The sequence below is a fragment of the Aeromicrobium sp. P5_D10 genome, from assembly GCF_054049535.1.
Genome location: NZ_JBFUME010000011.1, coordinates 247,942 through 263,578, shown reverse-complemented (window position 1 = coordinate 263,578; position 15,637 = coordinate 247,942). Strand labels below are relative to the sequence as shown.

The following is a 15,637-nucleotide window of genomic DNA, read 5'->3' as shown; positions in this document are numbered from 1 at the left end:
TGGGTGGGCCCGTGGGGCCAGGGGATCTGATGGTCGAGATCGCACTCGACTGCTGGACGGCTACAGGTGGCGAACTGGCACGTTCCGTCGCGGAACTCGACAGCTCGGCGAAGCTTGGATGAGGGTCGGTAGCCGATTTCGGCAATGTCGAGAATGTGGCCGAGGGGATTTTTGAGGATGCGATAGAAGATCGTGCCGGGTTCGGCCGCGAGGTCACGGACCATGTCGGCCGGTAGCGCGAAGGAACCGTCGAGGGCTACGCCTGGCTCGTCAGTCAGACCGGCCAGAGATTCGAGCGTGGCCACGACGCCGATGACGGCCCTGCGGTTGGTCGAGCYRTGRCCGCGCCCGAGCATCTGGTCGACGAACGCGTCAGCGCGCATCTGGTCGATGTTGCGGTCGCCGGACGGCTTGTTTCTGGCCATTGTGGTCAGCAGATCGCTGATCTGAGCGGCATCGGTTGTCTTGATGTACGCGGTCAGTCGGGTCATACCGTCATCACCATGTTTGGCCCACACCGACCGTTTSGCGTATTCATCACGCGCGCGAGCTCTGGCGGCTTCTGGTTCGGCACGGGCCACGAACCGGTTCAACCATCCTTTGACCTGCGACGGGGTGTGGTTGGAGGCATAYCSCCCGAYCCGGTGGTCCAGCCTGGCCCGGGACTCGGGGTCGCGGAGCTTCTCGGCGGCCGCMGCGATCAGACCGACCCGGTAAGAATCGATCTCACCATCGAGGTGAGCCTGCCACGTCAAGGGCATGGTGCCACGGATCCGACGGGCTGCGGCCAACCGGTCGACGTCGCTGCCTCGACTTGGGCACGCTCGACCTCACGTGCGGCGATCCGGTCGAGGATCACCTGCGCCGGGTCGATTTCTGAGGCCATACATCGAACCTAGAAGACGCCTCCGACACCCGGTTTTGGCTGCAGCGCGGTTGTCCACAGGCCTTGTCACAACACCCAGTTCATCGGCGGTGGACGAAGACCAAGTCACTCTCAATGTCTTTGGCCGCAGCCAGCAGCTTCGGCAGGAAGTTCTCCACGATCTCTTCGGCGTCGCCCCGCAGCGCACTCGCCGACACGTTGAGTGCCGCAAGTATCTGGCCAGCCGGCAATCGAATGGGCACGGCAAGCGATCGGAGCCCTTCTTCGAGCTCTTCGCTGACCATCGACCAGCCCTTTTCACGCACCACGGCGATTTCGTCGAGCAGCGCCTGGCGGTCAACCAGCGTCCTGGAAGTGAACTTCTTACGTTCGTGCTGATCGAGATATGACTCGAGCTCTTCTGCCGAGCGGCCCGCGAGCAGAACGCGACCCATCGACGTCGCATAGGCCGGCATTCGAGTTCCCACACCGATATCGACAGACATGATCCGCCGCTTGGCGACTCGCGCGACGTAGACGATGTCCTTGCCGTCGAGGATGGCAACGGATGAGGACTCCTGAGTGGCTGCGGTCAAGCTCTCCAAATGCGGCGCCACCAGCGTCGGCAGATTCATCGATGAGAGGTAGGCGTAGCCCAGTTCGAGGATCTTGGGCCGCAGGCTGAAGTTCTTTCCGTCAGTCGCGACGTAGTCGAGGTCGACCAGGGTGTGCAGAACCCGTCTGGCTGTCGCACGTGTGAGTCCTGCCCGACGGGCGACTTCCGACAAGGTGAGTCTGGCGTGCTCTGCGTCGAACACCCGAATGACGGTCAGACCACGGACCAAAGACTGCACCTGAGTGCCTGATTTGGCATCGCTCTCGTCCTGCTCCGTCACAGGGACACCCTAGCCGTGGCATCGAAGGGAGCTACCGCCATCGTCGAGGAATACTTCGACGCTCAGCGCGGAGAGGACCTGTTCATCTAGGCGAGCTGACTCAGAACCGCATCGGATCGACCTGGATCCGCGGTAGTGAGAGCTTGGCCGCGCTGCGGGTCGCCACGATTTCCCGCAACGCATTCGCTAGCGCCGCTCCCTCACGTCGGGGTGCTCTGACGATCAGACGCTGTCCGGCCGACGGATCGCGCGGGTCGACCGGCACGGGACCGAGCACTTCGGCATGCGGCGTCCAGGTTCGCCCGGCCAGTTCGGCCAAGACGTCATCGTCTGCGTCGATGATCGCGAGCCTGCCGGTCGGCGGCAGGCGGGTCTCCGTCCGGTCGGCCAGTTCGCGCGCAGCAAACCCTGCCGGGTCGGCGCGCACAAGTGCCTGAAGTGTGGTCGGATCACCTACCGCGACGGCGGTGGCCCCTTCACCGGCCAGCGCCAATGCGTTGAACCAGCGGCGATGCGACTCCTCCTCGACGCGTACGTCGTCGCGAGCCAGCATGAGCCAAGTGTCGAGCAAGACGACGACGGAGTAGCCGCCTTCGACATGCGGCTCTGCTCCTGGGGTCGCCAGCACAAGAACGGGGCCAGGTTCCACCGAATCGCGGATCGTCTGACCACCCGACGTCACGACCTCCAGCTTCGGGAACGCTCGCGCGAACTCCTCGGCCGTTCGCAGCGCCCCCACAACAGGCGACCGGAGCCGGGTGCCTTGGCACTCACTGCACCGCCACGACGGTTCGCTCACGCCGCACCAGCGACACGTGACCGGCTGGGAGGCCGATCTCTGCATGAGCGGTCCTTGGCAGTGCCTGCAGCGGGCCGGATGACGGCAGGTCTGGCATGACAACGATTCGCGGTATCCCCGGCGCGGGACCTGTATCAGCACCGGACCAGAAGCCTTGCGAATCGCCGCGAAGACCTCCTTAGGCAGCCGGACCGGAGCAGAACCGTCGACGACACCGTCGGTCACCGCCAGCCGCGGCCATCGGTCGCGTCTGGTGTCGCGATCTGCCACGATCTCGCCGGCCCATCGGCTTTCGACGAGAAGCTGCGCCTCGGCGGTTCGGACATAACCACCCAACAGCAAGGCAGCTTTCTGCTCAGTAGCCCGCAGCAACAGCACGTCGCGCGCATGCGGATAGGGCGACCGTGGTTCGGCGAACAGATCGTCTCCGTCGTCCCAGATCGCGACCAGGCCGAGATCTTTGACCGGCGCGAAAGCCGCCGCACGTGTGCCGACCACGATCTGCACATCACCGCGCGACAACGCCAGGAACGAGCGGTAGCGGCGCGCTGGTGGCTGCGCCGCAGTCAGCGTGACGTGGTGTCCCTCCCCCAGCACTTCGGTGAACACCGCGTCCCACCGAGCGACATCGCGCTGGTCGGGAACACACACAACCGTGCCGCGACCGGCGTGCAGCGCAGCGAGAGCAGCCTGCGCCATCGAGCGGGCCGGATCATGGCCCGGGACGGCGTTCCAGCAGGCTCGTGGGCTCTCACCGGCCAGCAATGCGGCGAGGAACGAAGCACCGGCCTCGTAGTCGTTCCAACCATCTGAGGTGGCATCGGGCAGCCGGGCCGGCCGCACCGGACGTGCTTGTGCCTCGGCGCGGGCATGTCGCGGCGGAATCGCCAGTCGGAGGACATCACCCAGGACGCCGGCGTACCGATCGGCAACCGCACGAGCCAGCGTCAGGACCTCAGGCCTCAGGACCGGTTCGGACGACACGACCTTGGCCAGGAAGGCCAGTTTGCCCTCGTGTGCGCTGTCTGCCATCCGCTCGACCACGAATCCATCGACCATCCGACCGGCGAAACGTATCTTGACCCGACAACCGGGCACCGCCTCGGCATCGAGTTCGGCCGGGACCCGGTAGTCGAAGGGCCGGTCGAGATGCGGGAGGCCGGAGTCGACGACGACCCGGGCGACGGGGTCGGTCGCAGCCGCCTGTTGGGCCGGTTTGACCTTCTTCGCAGCCTTCTTCGGCGTGGGGACGGACGAAGGGACCAGAGCTAGCTGCTCTGGTCCCTCATCCGACGTCACGTGCCAGTTCTATCAGCCGGCGGTGACACCTACTTTGTCGCAGCTGCCTTCAGTGCCTCGGCGCGATCGGTGGTCTCCCACACGACGCCCGGGAGCTCACGACCGAAGTGGCCGTACGCGGCAGTCTGGGCGTAGATCGGCTTGAGCAGGTCGAGGTCGCGGATGATCGCGGCCGGACGCAGATCGAAGACCTCGAGCACAGCGGCCCGGATCTTGTCGACCGGCACAGTCTCTGTGCCGAACGCCTCGACGTAGAAGCCGACCGGGTGAGCCTTGCCGATTGCGTACGCGACCTGCACCTCGACCTTGGACGCGAGTCCGGCGGCCACGATGTTCTTGGCGACCCAACGCATCGCGTAGGCGGCCGAACGGTCGACCTTGCTCGGATCCTTGCCCGAGAACGCGCCGCCGCCGTGACGGGCATAGCCGCCGTAGGTGTCGACGATGATCTTGCGACCCGTCAGGCCGACATCGCCCATGGGGCCGCCGATGACGAACTTGCCGGTCGGGTTGACCAGCAGTCGGTAGTCGGAGGTGTCGATGTCGAATCCCGCGAGCACGACGTCGACGACATGCTTCTTGATGTCGACCGCGAGCTGCGCATCCAGATCGATGCCCTCTTCGTGCTGGGTCGACAGCACGACGGTGTCGACGCGAACCGGCTTGTCGTTGTCGTCGTACTCGACCGTGACCTGAGTCTTGCCGTCAGGACGCAGGTACGGCAGCGTGCCGTCCTTGCGAACTGCCGTGAGCTGCTCGGCGAGACGATGCGCGATCGTGATGGGCAAGGGCATCAGTTCGGGAGTCTCGTCACAGGCGAAACCGAACATCAGACCCTGGTCGCCGGCGCCCTGCAGATCGAGCGGATCGGCCGAACCCTCGGTCCGTCCCTCGAATGCGGTGTCGACGCCCTGTGCGATGTCGGGCGACTGCGCGTCGAGGGTGATCTGGACGCCGCATGAAGCACCGTCGAATCCCTTGACCGAGGAGTCGTAACCGATTTCGAGGACGCGGTCACGTGCGATCTTCGCGATGTCGGCATATGCCTCGGTCGTGACCTCGCCGCCGACGACGATGAGGCCGGTCGTGATGAATGTCTCGCACGCGACCCGGCTCTTGGAGTCCTGGGCAAGCAGCGCGTCCAACACGCTGTCGCTGATCTGGTCGGCGATCTTGTCCGGGTGACCCTCGGTCACTGACTCGGACGTAAAGAAGCGGCTCACTATTACTCCTGGGTTGACGACTGTTCGAAAGTGTAACGAGCGAAACGTCTCGCGGTTTTGCTCAGTCCAAGCGCTGGACCACTGCATCCCAGATCACGTGGGAGAGGGCCGTCTTGGAACCGAGCGGAAATTGTTTGAGTGTGCCGTCGGCGCCGAGCAGAACGGCTTCATTGTCTTCGCGGCCGAATGCCTTGCCTGCGCTCACATCATTGACGACGAGTAGATCACAGCCCTTACGGGCCAGCTTGGCCCGAGCATGCTCGATGACCGTGGCATGTGCATCGCCGGTCTCTGCCGCGAAACCGACGATGACCGGGTGGGTGCCCGTCCGTGTCTTGACGAGCTCGGCCAGGATGTCAGGGTTCTCCACCAGGTGGATCTGCGGCGCGACACCGTCGGGAGTCTTCTTGATCTTGGCATCGACGAACTCCGCCGGGCGAAAATCAGCCGGGGCGGCGGCCATGACGACGGCGTCGGCCGAAGCGGCGGCCAACTGCACCTGTTGGCGCAGTTCCTCGGTGCTCACGACGTCGATGACCTCGACACCTGCCGGGCGGGCCAGCGAGACGTTGGCGGCGACGACCGTGACGCGGGCGCCGCGGGCCACTGCTGCCTCGGCCAGGGCGAAGCCCTGACGTCCCGATGAGCGATTGCCGAGGTAACGGACCGGATCGAGGTATTCACGCGTGCCGCCTGCGGACACCACGACGTGGCGTCCGGCCAGATCCTGCGGATGTCCTTCGAGAACGTTCAAGGCGGCGGCGAAGATCTCGGCCGGCGCGGGAAGCCGCCCCTTGCCTGTATCGACGCCTGTCAGACGTCCGACGGCAGGTTCGAGCACGACACATCCGCGGGACCGCAGGGTCTCGACATTGGCCTGTGTGGCTGCGTTCTCCCACATCTCGGTGTGCATCGCCGGTGCGAACACAACCGGACAGCGGGCCGTGAGCAGGGTGTTGGTCAGCAGATCGTCCGCTAGTCCGTGGGCGGCCTTGGCCAAGATATTGGCCGTCGCAGGAGCCACGAGCACCAGATCGGCCGACTGGCCGATGCGGACGTGAGCCACCTCGTCGACATGCTCGAACACGCCGACCTGGACCGGTTTGCCGCTCAGGGCCTCCCACGTGGCCGCGCCGACGAAGTTCAGTGAAGACTCCGTCGGCACGACGCGGACACTGTGGCCCGACTCGGTGAAAAGTCGCAACAGCTCCGCGGCCTTGTAGGACGCGATCCCACCCGATACTCCGAGGACGATCTCAGTCATGGTGCAACCTCCGGGGTGGAGGTCAGGCCTTCTCTGCAGCTGCCGCTTCGGCCTCGGGGTCGATGTCTTCGACGGTCAGCAGATCGGCGTTGATCTCGCGCAGCGCGATCGACAGCGGCTTCTCCTGGACGCCGGTCTCGAGCAGCGGTCCGACGTACTCGAGCAGGCCTTCACCGAGCTGCGAGTAGTAGGCATTGATCTGGCGCGCACGCTTGGCGCTGTACAGCACGAGCTTGTACTTGCTGTCCGCCTTCTCGAGCAGATCGTCGAGCGGCGGGTTGGTGATGCCGATGGCAGTCGAACGTGTCGTGGACACAGAGCCTCACAGAAAAGACGGTTTGATGGGGGTGTTCATTCAAGAACCGACCCGGCTGGAGCCGGATCTGAACAAGTCTACCAATTCTTGGCAAGCCGTAGCGACATCGGTGTTGACGATCGTCACGTCGAACTCCGACTCGGCTGCCAACTCGACCCGCGCGGTCGCCAGACGACGTTCACGTTCCTCGGTGTCCTCGGTGCCGCGACCCACGAGACGTCGCTCGAGTTCGGCGAAACTCGGCGGTTTCAGGAAGCACATCAACGCACCGGGCATCGCCTCGCGCACCTGGCGGGCTCCCTGCAGATCGATCTCCAGCAACGCCGGTCGGCCAGCGGCCAACTGCTCCTCCACGGCGGCCCGCGGGGTGCCGTAGCGGGCGGCCTTGTGTACAACCGCCCATTCGAGCAGCCCGCCGGTCGCGATCAAGTGATCGAATTCCGCGTCACTGACGAAGTGATAGTGCACGCCGTCGATCTCCCCCGGTCTTGCCGGCCGGGTCGTGGCCGACACCGAGATCCAGATATCGGGATGCAGCTCCCGCACACACGCCGCGATGGTGCCTTTGCCGACGGCTGTCGGGCCGGCGAGCACCACGAGACGAGAAGGTCCTTCGATCTGTTCAGCCACGGGCAGTACGCTCAGCCCGCGCGGCGAACTCAGCGATCAGCGCCGAGATCTGATTCGCGCCGAGACCGCGCAATCGACGACTGTCGGCGATGCCGATGCGCTGCATGATCTCTTGGGCCCGCACCTTGCCGACGCCCGGCATGGCCTGCAAGAGATCGACCACTTTGAGTTTGGCGATGACCTCATTGGCCTTCGATTCTGCGATGACCTCGGTCAGGCTCGCGGTCGAGCTCTTGAGCCGGTTCTTGACCTCGGCACGCAGCTGGCGGGCCAGGGCCGCCTTTTCGAGTGCGGCCTTGCGCTGTTCTGGCGTCAGTGCGGGAAGTGCCACTGCCTCAACCTCTCTGCCTGCGGGACATCATTTGAGCGTCACACCGCATTCGCTCTTGACGTTGTCAGTGATGGCCTGACCATGATCGGCCACGGCGTCCGAGAATGACTTGTACGCCTCGTTGAGCCCGGTGCTCTGCGCCGTGCTGAGTCCTGCGACCGACTTGACCGTGACGTCTTCGAGTTTGAGTCCTGCAGCCTTCTGGGCGTCCCTGACCTCGATGAGTGACTTGGTCAGCGCGGTCCAGTCCTTGTCGACCGGCTCGGGGGCGAGCTTGGATATCTCATTGACCGCGCGACGGTACTTCTTGAACTTGGCGTCAGTCTTCTTCTTGCCGAAGGAGTCGAGCACCGACACATTCTGCTTGACCGTCGCACAGTACTCGCTGTCTCCGCCACAGCCGGACAGGACGGTGGACGCGACGACCGTCGCGGCAACCAGGGCCGCTGCCTTCTTCATGTCACGACCCTACAAGTTCGGCGTTGACCCGGGCGGCAGCATCGCGCAATGCGCCGATATCGGGACCGGCCGTCAGCACGCCACGCGACGTCGACGGGATGACGTTGTCGATGACACCGGCGAACAGACGCCGGATGTCGTCGACCGTGCCGCCCTGCGCACCGAAGCCCGGTACGAGCAGCGGACCGTTGATCGCCAAGTCCTCGGTCGCGTCACCGATCGTCGCACCGACCACGGCACCGTACGAACCCATGGGAGTCGCGCCGGCGTTGAGTTCGGCGAGCTGGGCAAGGACGTTTCCGGCGACGGTGCGGTCACCCACGCGCGCATGCTGCACCTCGGGGCCTTCGGGATTCGAGGTCAACGCGAGGACGAACACGCCCGCATCGTTCTTCTCGGCGACCTCGAAGAACGGGGTCAGCGAGCCGAATCCGAGGTAGGGACTGACTGTGATGGCGTCGGCGGCCATCGGCGAGTCGTCGTCGAGGTAGGCCTCGGCGTAGGCCGCAGCGGTCGATCCGATGTCGCCGCGCTTGACGTCGAGCACGACGAGCGAACCTGTGTGGCGCAGATCTTCGATCGTGCGCTCCAGGATCACGACTCCCCTGGCACCGAACCGTTCGAAGAACGCCGACTGCGGCTTGACGAACGCGACCTGCCCGGCGAACGCCTCGACGCAAGAAGAGGCGAACCGGTCGAGACCTTCGATGTCGTCGTCGAGTCCCCACTGCTCCAACAACGCGGCATGCGGGTCGATGCCGATGCAGGCTGGACCGTAGGCCTGCATCGCGACCCGCGCGCGGGAACCGAAGGACATCAGCTGCGCCCGGCCGTGATGATCTTGGCCCAGTCCTGCAGCGACGTGACGCCGATGCTGCCCTCGATCATCGCCTCGATGCCCTGGACCGCCGCAGCAAGCCCCTGGATCGTGGTGATGCACGGGACACCTTCGGCCACGGCCGCGGTGCGGATCTCGTAGCCGTCGATGCGCGGGCTGCCACCCGACGTCACGCCGTGCGGGGTGTTGATGATCAACTGTACGTCCTGCTCGTGGATCTTCTCCACGATCGTGCTGCGGCTCTGTCCCTCGAGCGGCTCCTCGCTGAGCTTGCGGATCACCGTCGACTTGACGCCGTTGCGGGCCAGGACGACTGCAGTTCCGCTTGTCGCGAGGATCTCGAAGCCGAGATCGGCGAGCCGCTTGACCGGGAAGATCATGTGCCGCTTGTCGCGGTTGGCGACCGACACGAAGACCTTGCCCGACGTCGGCAAGTTCTGCTGCGCACCGGCTTGAGACTTCGCGAACGCCGGGCCGAAGCCTGCGTCGAAGCCCATGACCTCGCCGGTCGAGCGCATCTCGGGGCCGAGCAGGGTGTCGACGTACTTGCCCTCGAACGTGCGGAACCGGTTGAACGGCATGACGGCTTCCTTGACGGCAATCGGGGCCGTGTCGGGAAGGCGTCCGCCGTCGCCGGTCGCGGGCAGCACGCCCGCCGCACGCAGCTCGGCGATCGACTCGCCCAGCATGAGCCGGGCCGCGGCCTTCGCCAGCTGGGTCGCTGTCGCCTTCGAGACGAACGGCACGGTGCGCGATGCCCGCGGATTGGCTTCGATGACGTACAGGATGTCGGATGACAGCGCGAACTGGATATTGATGAGCCCGCGCACGCCCACGCCCTTGGCGATTGCCTCGGTCGACTCGCGGATCCGCTGGATCTCCAGGTCGCCGAGCGTGATCGGCGGCAGCGCACAGGCCGAGTCGCCCGAGTGCACGCCGGCCTCTTCGATGTGCTCCATGACGCCGCCGAGGAACAGCTCGGTGCCGTCGTACAGCGCGTCGACGTCGATCTCGATCGCGTCGTCGAGGAACCGGTCGACCAGCACGGGACGATCGGGCGAGATCTCGGTGGCCCGACCGATGTAATCGGCCAGTGTCGCCTCGTCGTACACGATCTCCATGCCGCGCCCGCCGAGCACGTACGACGGACGCACCAGGACCGGGTAGCCGATCTCGTCGGCGATCTCCTTGGCATTCTCGAACGTCGTGGCCATGCCGTTCTTGGGGGCGACGAGTCCCGCTTCATCGAGCACCCGTGCGAATGCTCCGCGCTCCTCGGCCAGCTCGATCGCGGCGGGCTGAGTGCCCACGATTGGGACGCCCGCAGCTTCGAGGCCCGCAGCCAGACCCAGCGGGGTCTGTCCGCCCAGTTGCACGATGACACCGACGACGGGCCCGGCCTGCTGCTCGGCGTGGACGATCTCGAGCACGTCCTCGAGCGTCAACGGCTCGAAGTACAGGCGGTCGGAGGTGTCGTAGTCGGTCGAGACGGTCTCGGGATTGCAGTTGACCATGATGGTCTCGTAGCCGACGTCCGACAGCGCCATGGCCGCGTGCACGCACGAGTAGTCGAACTCGATGCCCTGACCGATGCGGTTGGGGCCACTGCCGAGGATCAGCACGGCCGGTTTGGTACGCGGCGCGACTTCGGTCTCCTCGTCGTACGACGAGTAGTGGTACGGCGTCGCGGCCGCGAACTCGGCGGCGCACGTGTCGACGGTCTTGTACACCGGGCGGACGCCGAGCGCGTGCCGAACACCGCGGACGACCTCCTCGCGCATATCGCGCAGACCCGCGATCTGCGCGTCGGAGAAGCCATGGCGCTTGGCCTTGCGCAGGACGGCGGGGTTGAGCTCGTTGGCGTCGCGCAGCTCGACCGCGACCTCGTTGATCAAGAACAGCTGGTCGACGAACCACGGGTCGATCTTGGTCGACTCGAATATCTCGTCGGGCGTCGCACCGGCACGGATTGCGTCCATGACGAGCTTGATTCGACCATCGTGCGGACGGGCGATCTCTTTGAGGAGCGTCGCCTTGTCACCGGCGTCGCCGGCCCAGGTGAACACCGAGTCCTTGCGTTCCAACGAGCGCAGCGCCTTGCCCAGCGCCTCGGTGAAGTTGCGACCGATCGCCATGGCCTCGCCGACCGACTTCATGTGCGTCGTCAGGGTCGAGTCGGCCGCCGGGAACTTCTCGAAGGCGAACCGCGGCACCTTGACGACGACGTAGTCGAGCGTGGGCTCGAACGACGCCGGAGTCTCCTGCGTGATGTCGTTGGGGATCTCGTCGAGCGTGTAGCCGATCGCGACCTTCGCAGCAATCTTCGCAATAGGGAACCCAGTGGCCTTGGAAGCCAGAGCGCTGGACCTCGAAACCCTCGGGTTCATCTCGATGACGACGATGCGGCCGTCCTCGGGGTTGACCGCGAACTGGATGTTGCAGCCACCCGTGTCGACGCCGACCTCGCGGATGATGCCGATCGAGATGTCGCGCAGCTTCTGGTACTCGACGTCGGTCAGCGTCATGGCCGGGGCGACCGTGATCGAGTCGCCCGTGTGGACGCCCATGGGGTCGAAGTTCTCGATCGAGCAGACGATCACGACATTGTCAGCCGTGTCGCGCATGACTTCGAGCTCGTACTCCTTCCAGCCGAGGATCGACTCCTCCAGGAGCACTTCGGTGGTCGGGCTGAGCGCGAGTCCCGAACCGGCGATGCGGTAGAGGTCCTCCTCGTTGTACGCCAGACCCGAACCGCTGCCGCCCATCGTGAAGCTCGGCCGCACGACGACGGGGTAGCCGCCGAGCTCAGGAACGCCGGCGAGGCAATCTTCCATGCTGTGACAGATGACCGAGTTGGCCGACTCCGCGCCCCACTCCGGAGGCAGCGTCGCGACGACCTCCTTGAACGACTCGCGGTTCTCGCCCTTCTCGATCGCCTCGATCGAGGCGCCGATCAGCTCGACGTTGTACTTCTCAAGCACCCCCGCCTCGTGCATCTGGATCGCGGCGTTGAGTGCCGTCTGACCGCCGAGGGTTGCCAGCAGGGCGTCGGGGCGCTCCTTGGCGATGACCTTCTCGACGAACTCGGGCGTGATCGGCTCGATGTAGGTCGCGTCGGCGAACTCCGGATCGGTCATGATCGTGGCCGGGTTGGAGTTGATCAGGATGACCCGGATGCCCTCCTCCTGGAGGACGCGGCACGCCTGGGTGCCCGAGTAGTCGAACTCGCACGCCTGGCCGATGACGATGGGACCCGAGCCGATGACCAGGACGGACTTGATGTCATTGCGCTTCGGCATTAGTTGGCCCCGTCGGTTGAGCTTGTCGAAACCACGGAATTCTCCTGCATCAGGTCTACAAAACGGTCGAAGAGGTAGGCCGCGTCGTGCGGGCCGGCCGCCGCCTCTGGGTGGTACTGGACGCTGAACGCGGGCTGCTCCAGCAGAGCCAGCCCTTCGACGACGTCGTCGTTGAGGCACACGTGGGTGACCCTCCCCGCGCCGTACGGCGTCTCGAACGTGCCGGTAGTGGGCGCGTCGACTGCGAAGCCGTGGTTGTGCGCAGTGATCTCGACCTTGCCGGTCGTCAGGTCCTGCACCGGCTGGTTGATGCCACGGTGTCCGTAGACCAGCTTATAGGTGCCACGGTCGAGCGCGCGGCCGAAGATCTGGTTGCCCAGGCAGATGCCGAAGTAGGGCAGCTTGGCGGCGAGCACCTGCTTCAGCACACCGACCGCGTGATCGGCGGTGGCCGGGTCGCCGGGTCCGTTCGACATGAAGACGCCGTCGGGAGCGACGGCAGCGATCTCGTCGAACGTCGTCGTCGCTGGCATGACGTGCACCTCGATGCCGCGCTCGGCCATCCGGCGCGGGGTCATCCCCTTGATGCCGAGGTCGATCGCGGCGACCGTGAAGCGCTTCTCACCGACGGCCGGCACGACATAGGTCTTCTCGGTCGTGACATCGGCCAGGAAGTTCGCGCCTTTCATCGTCGGCGCGGCCTGGACACGGGCCAGGACGGTCTCGACATCGGTGCTGGTCGAGCTGATGGCACCGCGCATGGATCCGCGTTCGCGCAGGTGGCGGGTCAGTGCACGGGTGTCGATACCGGAGATCCCGACGACGTTCTGCTTGGTCAGTTCTTCGTCGAGCGAGCGGTCGGACCGCCAGTTGCTCCGCACGCGCGCCGGGTCACGGACGATGTAGCCGTCGACCCAGATGCGACGCGACTCGAAGTCTTCGTCGTTGACTCCGGTATTGCCGATGTGCGGCGCGGTCATCGCCACGATCTGGCCCTTGTAGGACGGATCGGTCAGCGTCTCCTGGTAGCCGGTCATGCCGGTCGAGAACACGATCTCGCCGATCGTCTCACCGATCGCACCGTAAGACTCGCCACGAAAGACGCGCCCGTCCTCCAGCACGAGGATTGCCTCGGTCATGCGTTCACACCTTCTACGAGTGCACGGTCCTGGACGGTGGGATTGCCACGCAGGAACGTTGCGACGATTTCGCCGGGCAGGGTCAGGCCGGCGTAGGGGTTGTTGCGCGACAGCGAGGCGGTGTCGCGCGGGTCGATCGTGCGGGTCGCCGCGGGGTCGACCAGCACGATATTGGCCGGCTCCCCCACAGCGAGCGGACGGCCGTGACCGGCTACTCGTCCGATCGACGCGGGCTTGGTCGACATCTTGTCGGCGACCTGCGCCCAGGTGAGGCGTCCGGTGTCGACCATGGTCTGCTGGACGACCGAGAGCGCGGTCTCGAGCCCGAGCATGCCGAACGCTGCTGCGGACCACTCGCACTCCTTGTCTTCCATGGGGTGCGGCGCGTGATCGGTCGCGACGATGTCGATCGTCCCGTCGGCCAGACCGTCACGGACCGCCTCGACGTCGTCGTTGGAGCGCAACGGTGGGTTGACCTTGTAGATCGGGTCGTAACTGCGCACGAGGTCGTCGCTGAGAAGCAGGTGGTGCGGGGTGACCTCGGCGGTGACGTCGATGCCGCGGCTCTTGGCCCAGCGGATGATCTCGACCGATCCGCGGGTCGACAGGTGGCACACGTGCAGACGTGAGCCGACGTGTTCGGCCAGCAGCACGTCGCGGGCGATGATGGCCTCTTCGGCGACGGCCGGCCAGCCTGTGAGTCCGAGCTCGCCCGACAACGGGCCCTCGTTCATCTGAGCGCCCTCGGTGAGGCGCGGCTCTTGGGCGTGCTGGGCGATGACGCCGTCAAATGCCTTGACGTACTCGAGAGCCCGCCGCATCAGGACGGCGTCGGAGACACACAGGCCGTCATCGCTGAACACCCGGACACCGGCGGCCGAATCGGCCATCGCCCCGAGCTCGGCGAGCTGCTGGCCCTTGAGCCCCACGGTGACCGCGCCGACGGGCTGGACGTCGCAGTAGCCGCCTTCGCGGCCCAGGCGCCAGACCTGTTCGACGACACCGGCGGTGTCGGCGACCGGGGACGTGTTGGCCATGGCGTGCACGCAGGTGAACCCGCCACGGGCAGCGGCCCGCGAGCCGGTCAGGACCGTCTCGGCGTCCTCGCGCCCGGGTTCGCGGACGTGGGTGTGCAGGTCGACGAGACCGGGCAGGGCGACCAGGCCCGCGGCTTCGAGAACTTCGTCGCCGTCGAGGCCCGTGCCGATTGCCGCGATGACGCCGCCCTCGATCAGGATGTCGGCCGTGTTCTCACCGAGGAGGTTCGCTCCCTTGATGACGATGCTCATTCACGTTCCCTATCGGTGGAGTCTTGTTCTGCTGTGTCTCCAGCGGCGCCGCCGAGGAGGAGGTAGAGGACGGCCATTCGAACCGCGACGCCGTTGGTGACCTGTTCGACGATGACCGAGCGGCCGGAGTCGGCGACGTCGGCGGTGATCTCCATGCCCCGGTTCATCGGGCCTGGATGCATCACGATCGCGTGGTCAGGCAGCCGGTTCATCCGCACGGTGTCGAGGCCGTAGCGGCGTGAGTACTCGCGCGCGCTCGGAAAGTACGAAGCGTTCATGCGTTCTGCCTGCACCCGCAGCATCATGACCGCATCGGCCTTCTCCAGCGAGGAGTCGAGGTCGTACGACGTCTTGACCGGCCAATGCTCGATGCCGACCGGCAGCAATGTGGGCGGCGCGACGATCGTGACGTTGGCACCCAAGGTCTTGAGCAGGAGCACATTCGACCGCACGACCCGGCTGTGCAGCACATCGCCGACGATTGTGACGTTCTTGCCTTCGAGGCTGCCGTCGCCGTCCTTGGCCAGATGCCTGCGCATCGTGAACGCGTCGAGCAGCGCCTGCGTGGGGTGTTCGTGCGTGCCGTCGCCGGCATTGATCACAGCACCTTTGGTCCACTTGGCCTGAGCCAACCGGTGCGGCGCACCCGACGAGTGGTGCCGGATGATGACCGCGTCGGCACCCATCGCCTGCAGCGTCAGCGCAGTGTCCTTGAGGCTCTCACCCTTGCTGACGCTCGAGCCCTTGGCCGAGAAGTTGATGACATCGGCGCTGAGCCGCTTGGCCGCGGCCTCGAACGAGATCCGGGTGCGGGTCGAGTCCTCGAAGAACAGGTTGACGACGGTGCGTCCGCGCAGCGTCGGCAGCTTCTTGATCGGCCGGCTCGCGACGCCGAGGAGCTCTTCGGCGGTGTCGAGTACCTGGATCGCGTCGGCGCGGTTGAGATCGCCTGCGCTGAGGAGATTCTTGATCATGCCGCCGCCCCCTCGG

General features: G+C 65.7%; 15 protein-coding genes. All 15 read right to left on the bottom strand.

Translation table 11 applies throughout. The features are described 5' to 3' along the window. Nucleotides 1-761: DUF222 domain-containing protein (locus ACXJKC_RS19670; RefSeq protein WP_456698442.1), on the bottom strand; the 761-nt coding region annotated here is incomplete at its 3' end. Further along, nucleotides 752-886 (bottom strand): hypothetical protein, encoded by a 135-nt coding sequence (locus tag ACXJKC_RS19665; protein WP_456698441.1) that lies wholly within the window; start codon nt 884-886, stop codon nt 752-754. The genes ACXJKC_RS19665 and ACXJKC_RS19670, both read right to left, overlap by 10 nt. Before the next feature lie 80 nt (nt 887-966). Next, nucleotides 967-1,761, bottom strand: a complete 795-nt coding sequence (locus tag ACXJKC_RS19660; RefSeq protein ID WP_456698440.1) for an IclR family transcriptional regulator domain-containing protein — start codon at nt 1,759-1,761, stop codon at nt 967-969. Nucleotides 1,762-1,861: 100 nt separating this feature from the next. Continuing rightward, entirely contained in the window at nt 1,862-3,859 is a 1,998-nt protein-coding gene (locus ACXJKC_RS19655; RefSeq protein WP_456698439.1) for a primosomal protein N', read from the bottom strand. A gap of 29 nt (nt 3,860-3,888) precedes the next feature. After that, on the bottom strand, nt 3,889-5,085 hold the full coding sequence (metK, locus tag ACXJKC_RS19650) for a methionine adenosyltransferase (RefSeq protein ID WP_456698445.1): 1,197 nt from the start codon (nt 5,083-5,085) through the stop codon (nt 3,889-3,891). Between the two features lie 58 nt (nt 5,086-5,143). Continuing rightward, complete coding sequence (gene coaBC / locus ACXJKC_RS19645; RefSeq protein WP_456698438.1) at nt 5,144-6,346, bottom strand: bifunctional phosphopantothenoylcysteine decarboxylase/phosphopantothenate--cysteine ligase CoaBC; 1,203 nt, start codon at nt 6,344-6,346, stop codon at nt 5,144-5,146. 22 nt (nt 6,347-6,368) lie between these two features. After that, nucleotides 6,369-6,662: a DNA-directed RNA polymerase subunit omega gene (gene rpoZ / locus ACXJKC_RS19640; RefSeq protein ID WP_173491709.1), complete on the bottom strand. Its 294-nt coding sequence runs from the start codon at nt 6,660-6,662 to the stop codon at nt 6,369-6,371. 39 nt (nt 6,663-6,701) lie between these two features. Continuing rightward, nucleotides 6,702-7,292, bottom strand: coding sequence for a guanylate kinase (gene gmk, locus ACXJKC_RS19635; protein ID WP_456698437.1), 591 nt, complete (start codon nt 7,290-7,292; stop codon nt 6,702-6,704). Beyond that, nucleotides 7,285-7,623, bottom strand: a complete 339-nt coding sequence (gene mihF, locus ACXJKC_RS19630) for an integration host factor, actinobacterial type (RefSeq protein WP_456698436.1) — start codon at nt 7,621-7,623, stop codon at nt 7,285-7,287. Before mihF ends, gmk begins: the two co-directional genes overlap by 8 nt. Before the next feature lie 27 nt (nt 7,624-7,650). Continuing rightward, entirely contained in the window at nt 7,651-8,082 is a 432-nt protein-coding gene (locus tag ACXJKC_RS19625; protein ID WP_456698435.1) for a hypothetical protein, read from the bottom strand. A 1-nt stretch (nt 8,083) separates the two neighbouring features. Beyond that, nucleotides 8,084-8,899: an orotidine-5'-phosphate decarboxylase gene (pyrF, locus tag ACXJKC_RS19620; RefSeq protein WP_456698434.1), complete on the bottom strand. Its 816-nt coding sequence runs from the start codon at nt 8,897-8,899 to the stop codon at nt 8,084-8,086. Beyond that, complete coding sequence (carB, locus tag ACXJKC_RS19615) at nt 8,899-12,219, bottom strand: carbamoyl-phosphate synthase large subunit (RefSeq protein WP_456698433.1); 3,321 nt, start codon at nt 12,217-12,219, stop codon at nt 8,899-8,901. Before carB ends, pyrF begins: the two co-directional genes overlap by 1 nt. Beyond that, the gene (carA, locus tag ACXJKC_RS19610; RefSeq protein ID WP_456698432.1) at nt 12,219-13,358 is read right to left on the bottom strand and encodes a glutamine-hydrolyzing carbamoyl-phosphate synthase small subunit; all 1,140 of its coding nucleotides are present in this window, start codon (nt 13,356-13,358) and stop codon (nt 12,219-12,221) included. The genes carB and carA overlap by 1 nt, the downstream gene beginning before the upstream one ends. Next, on the bottom strand, nt 13,355-14,647 hold the full coding sequence (locus tag ACXJKC_RS19605) for a dihydroorotase (RefSeq protein ID WP_456698431.1): 1,293 nt from the start codon (nt 14,645-14,647) through the stop codon (nt 13,355-13,357). Before ACXJKC_RS19605 ends, carA begins: the two co-directional genes overlap by 4 nt. Beyond that, a complete protein-coding gene (locus ACXJKC_RS19600; protein WP_456698430.1) occupies nt 14,644-15,621 on the bottom strand; it encodes an aspartate carbamoyltransferase catalytic subunit in 978 nt (325 codons plus the stop codon). The genes ACXJKC_RS19605 and ACXJKC_RS19600 overlap by 4 nt, the downstream gene beginning before the upstream one ends. Nucleotides 15,622-15,637: the final 16 nt, after the last annotated feature.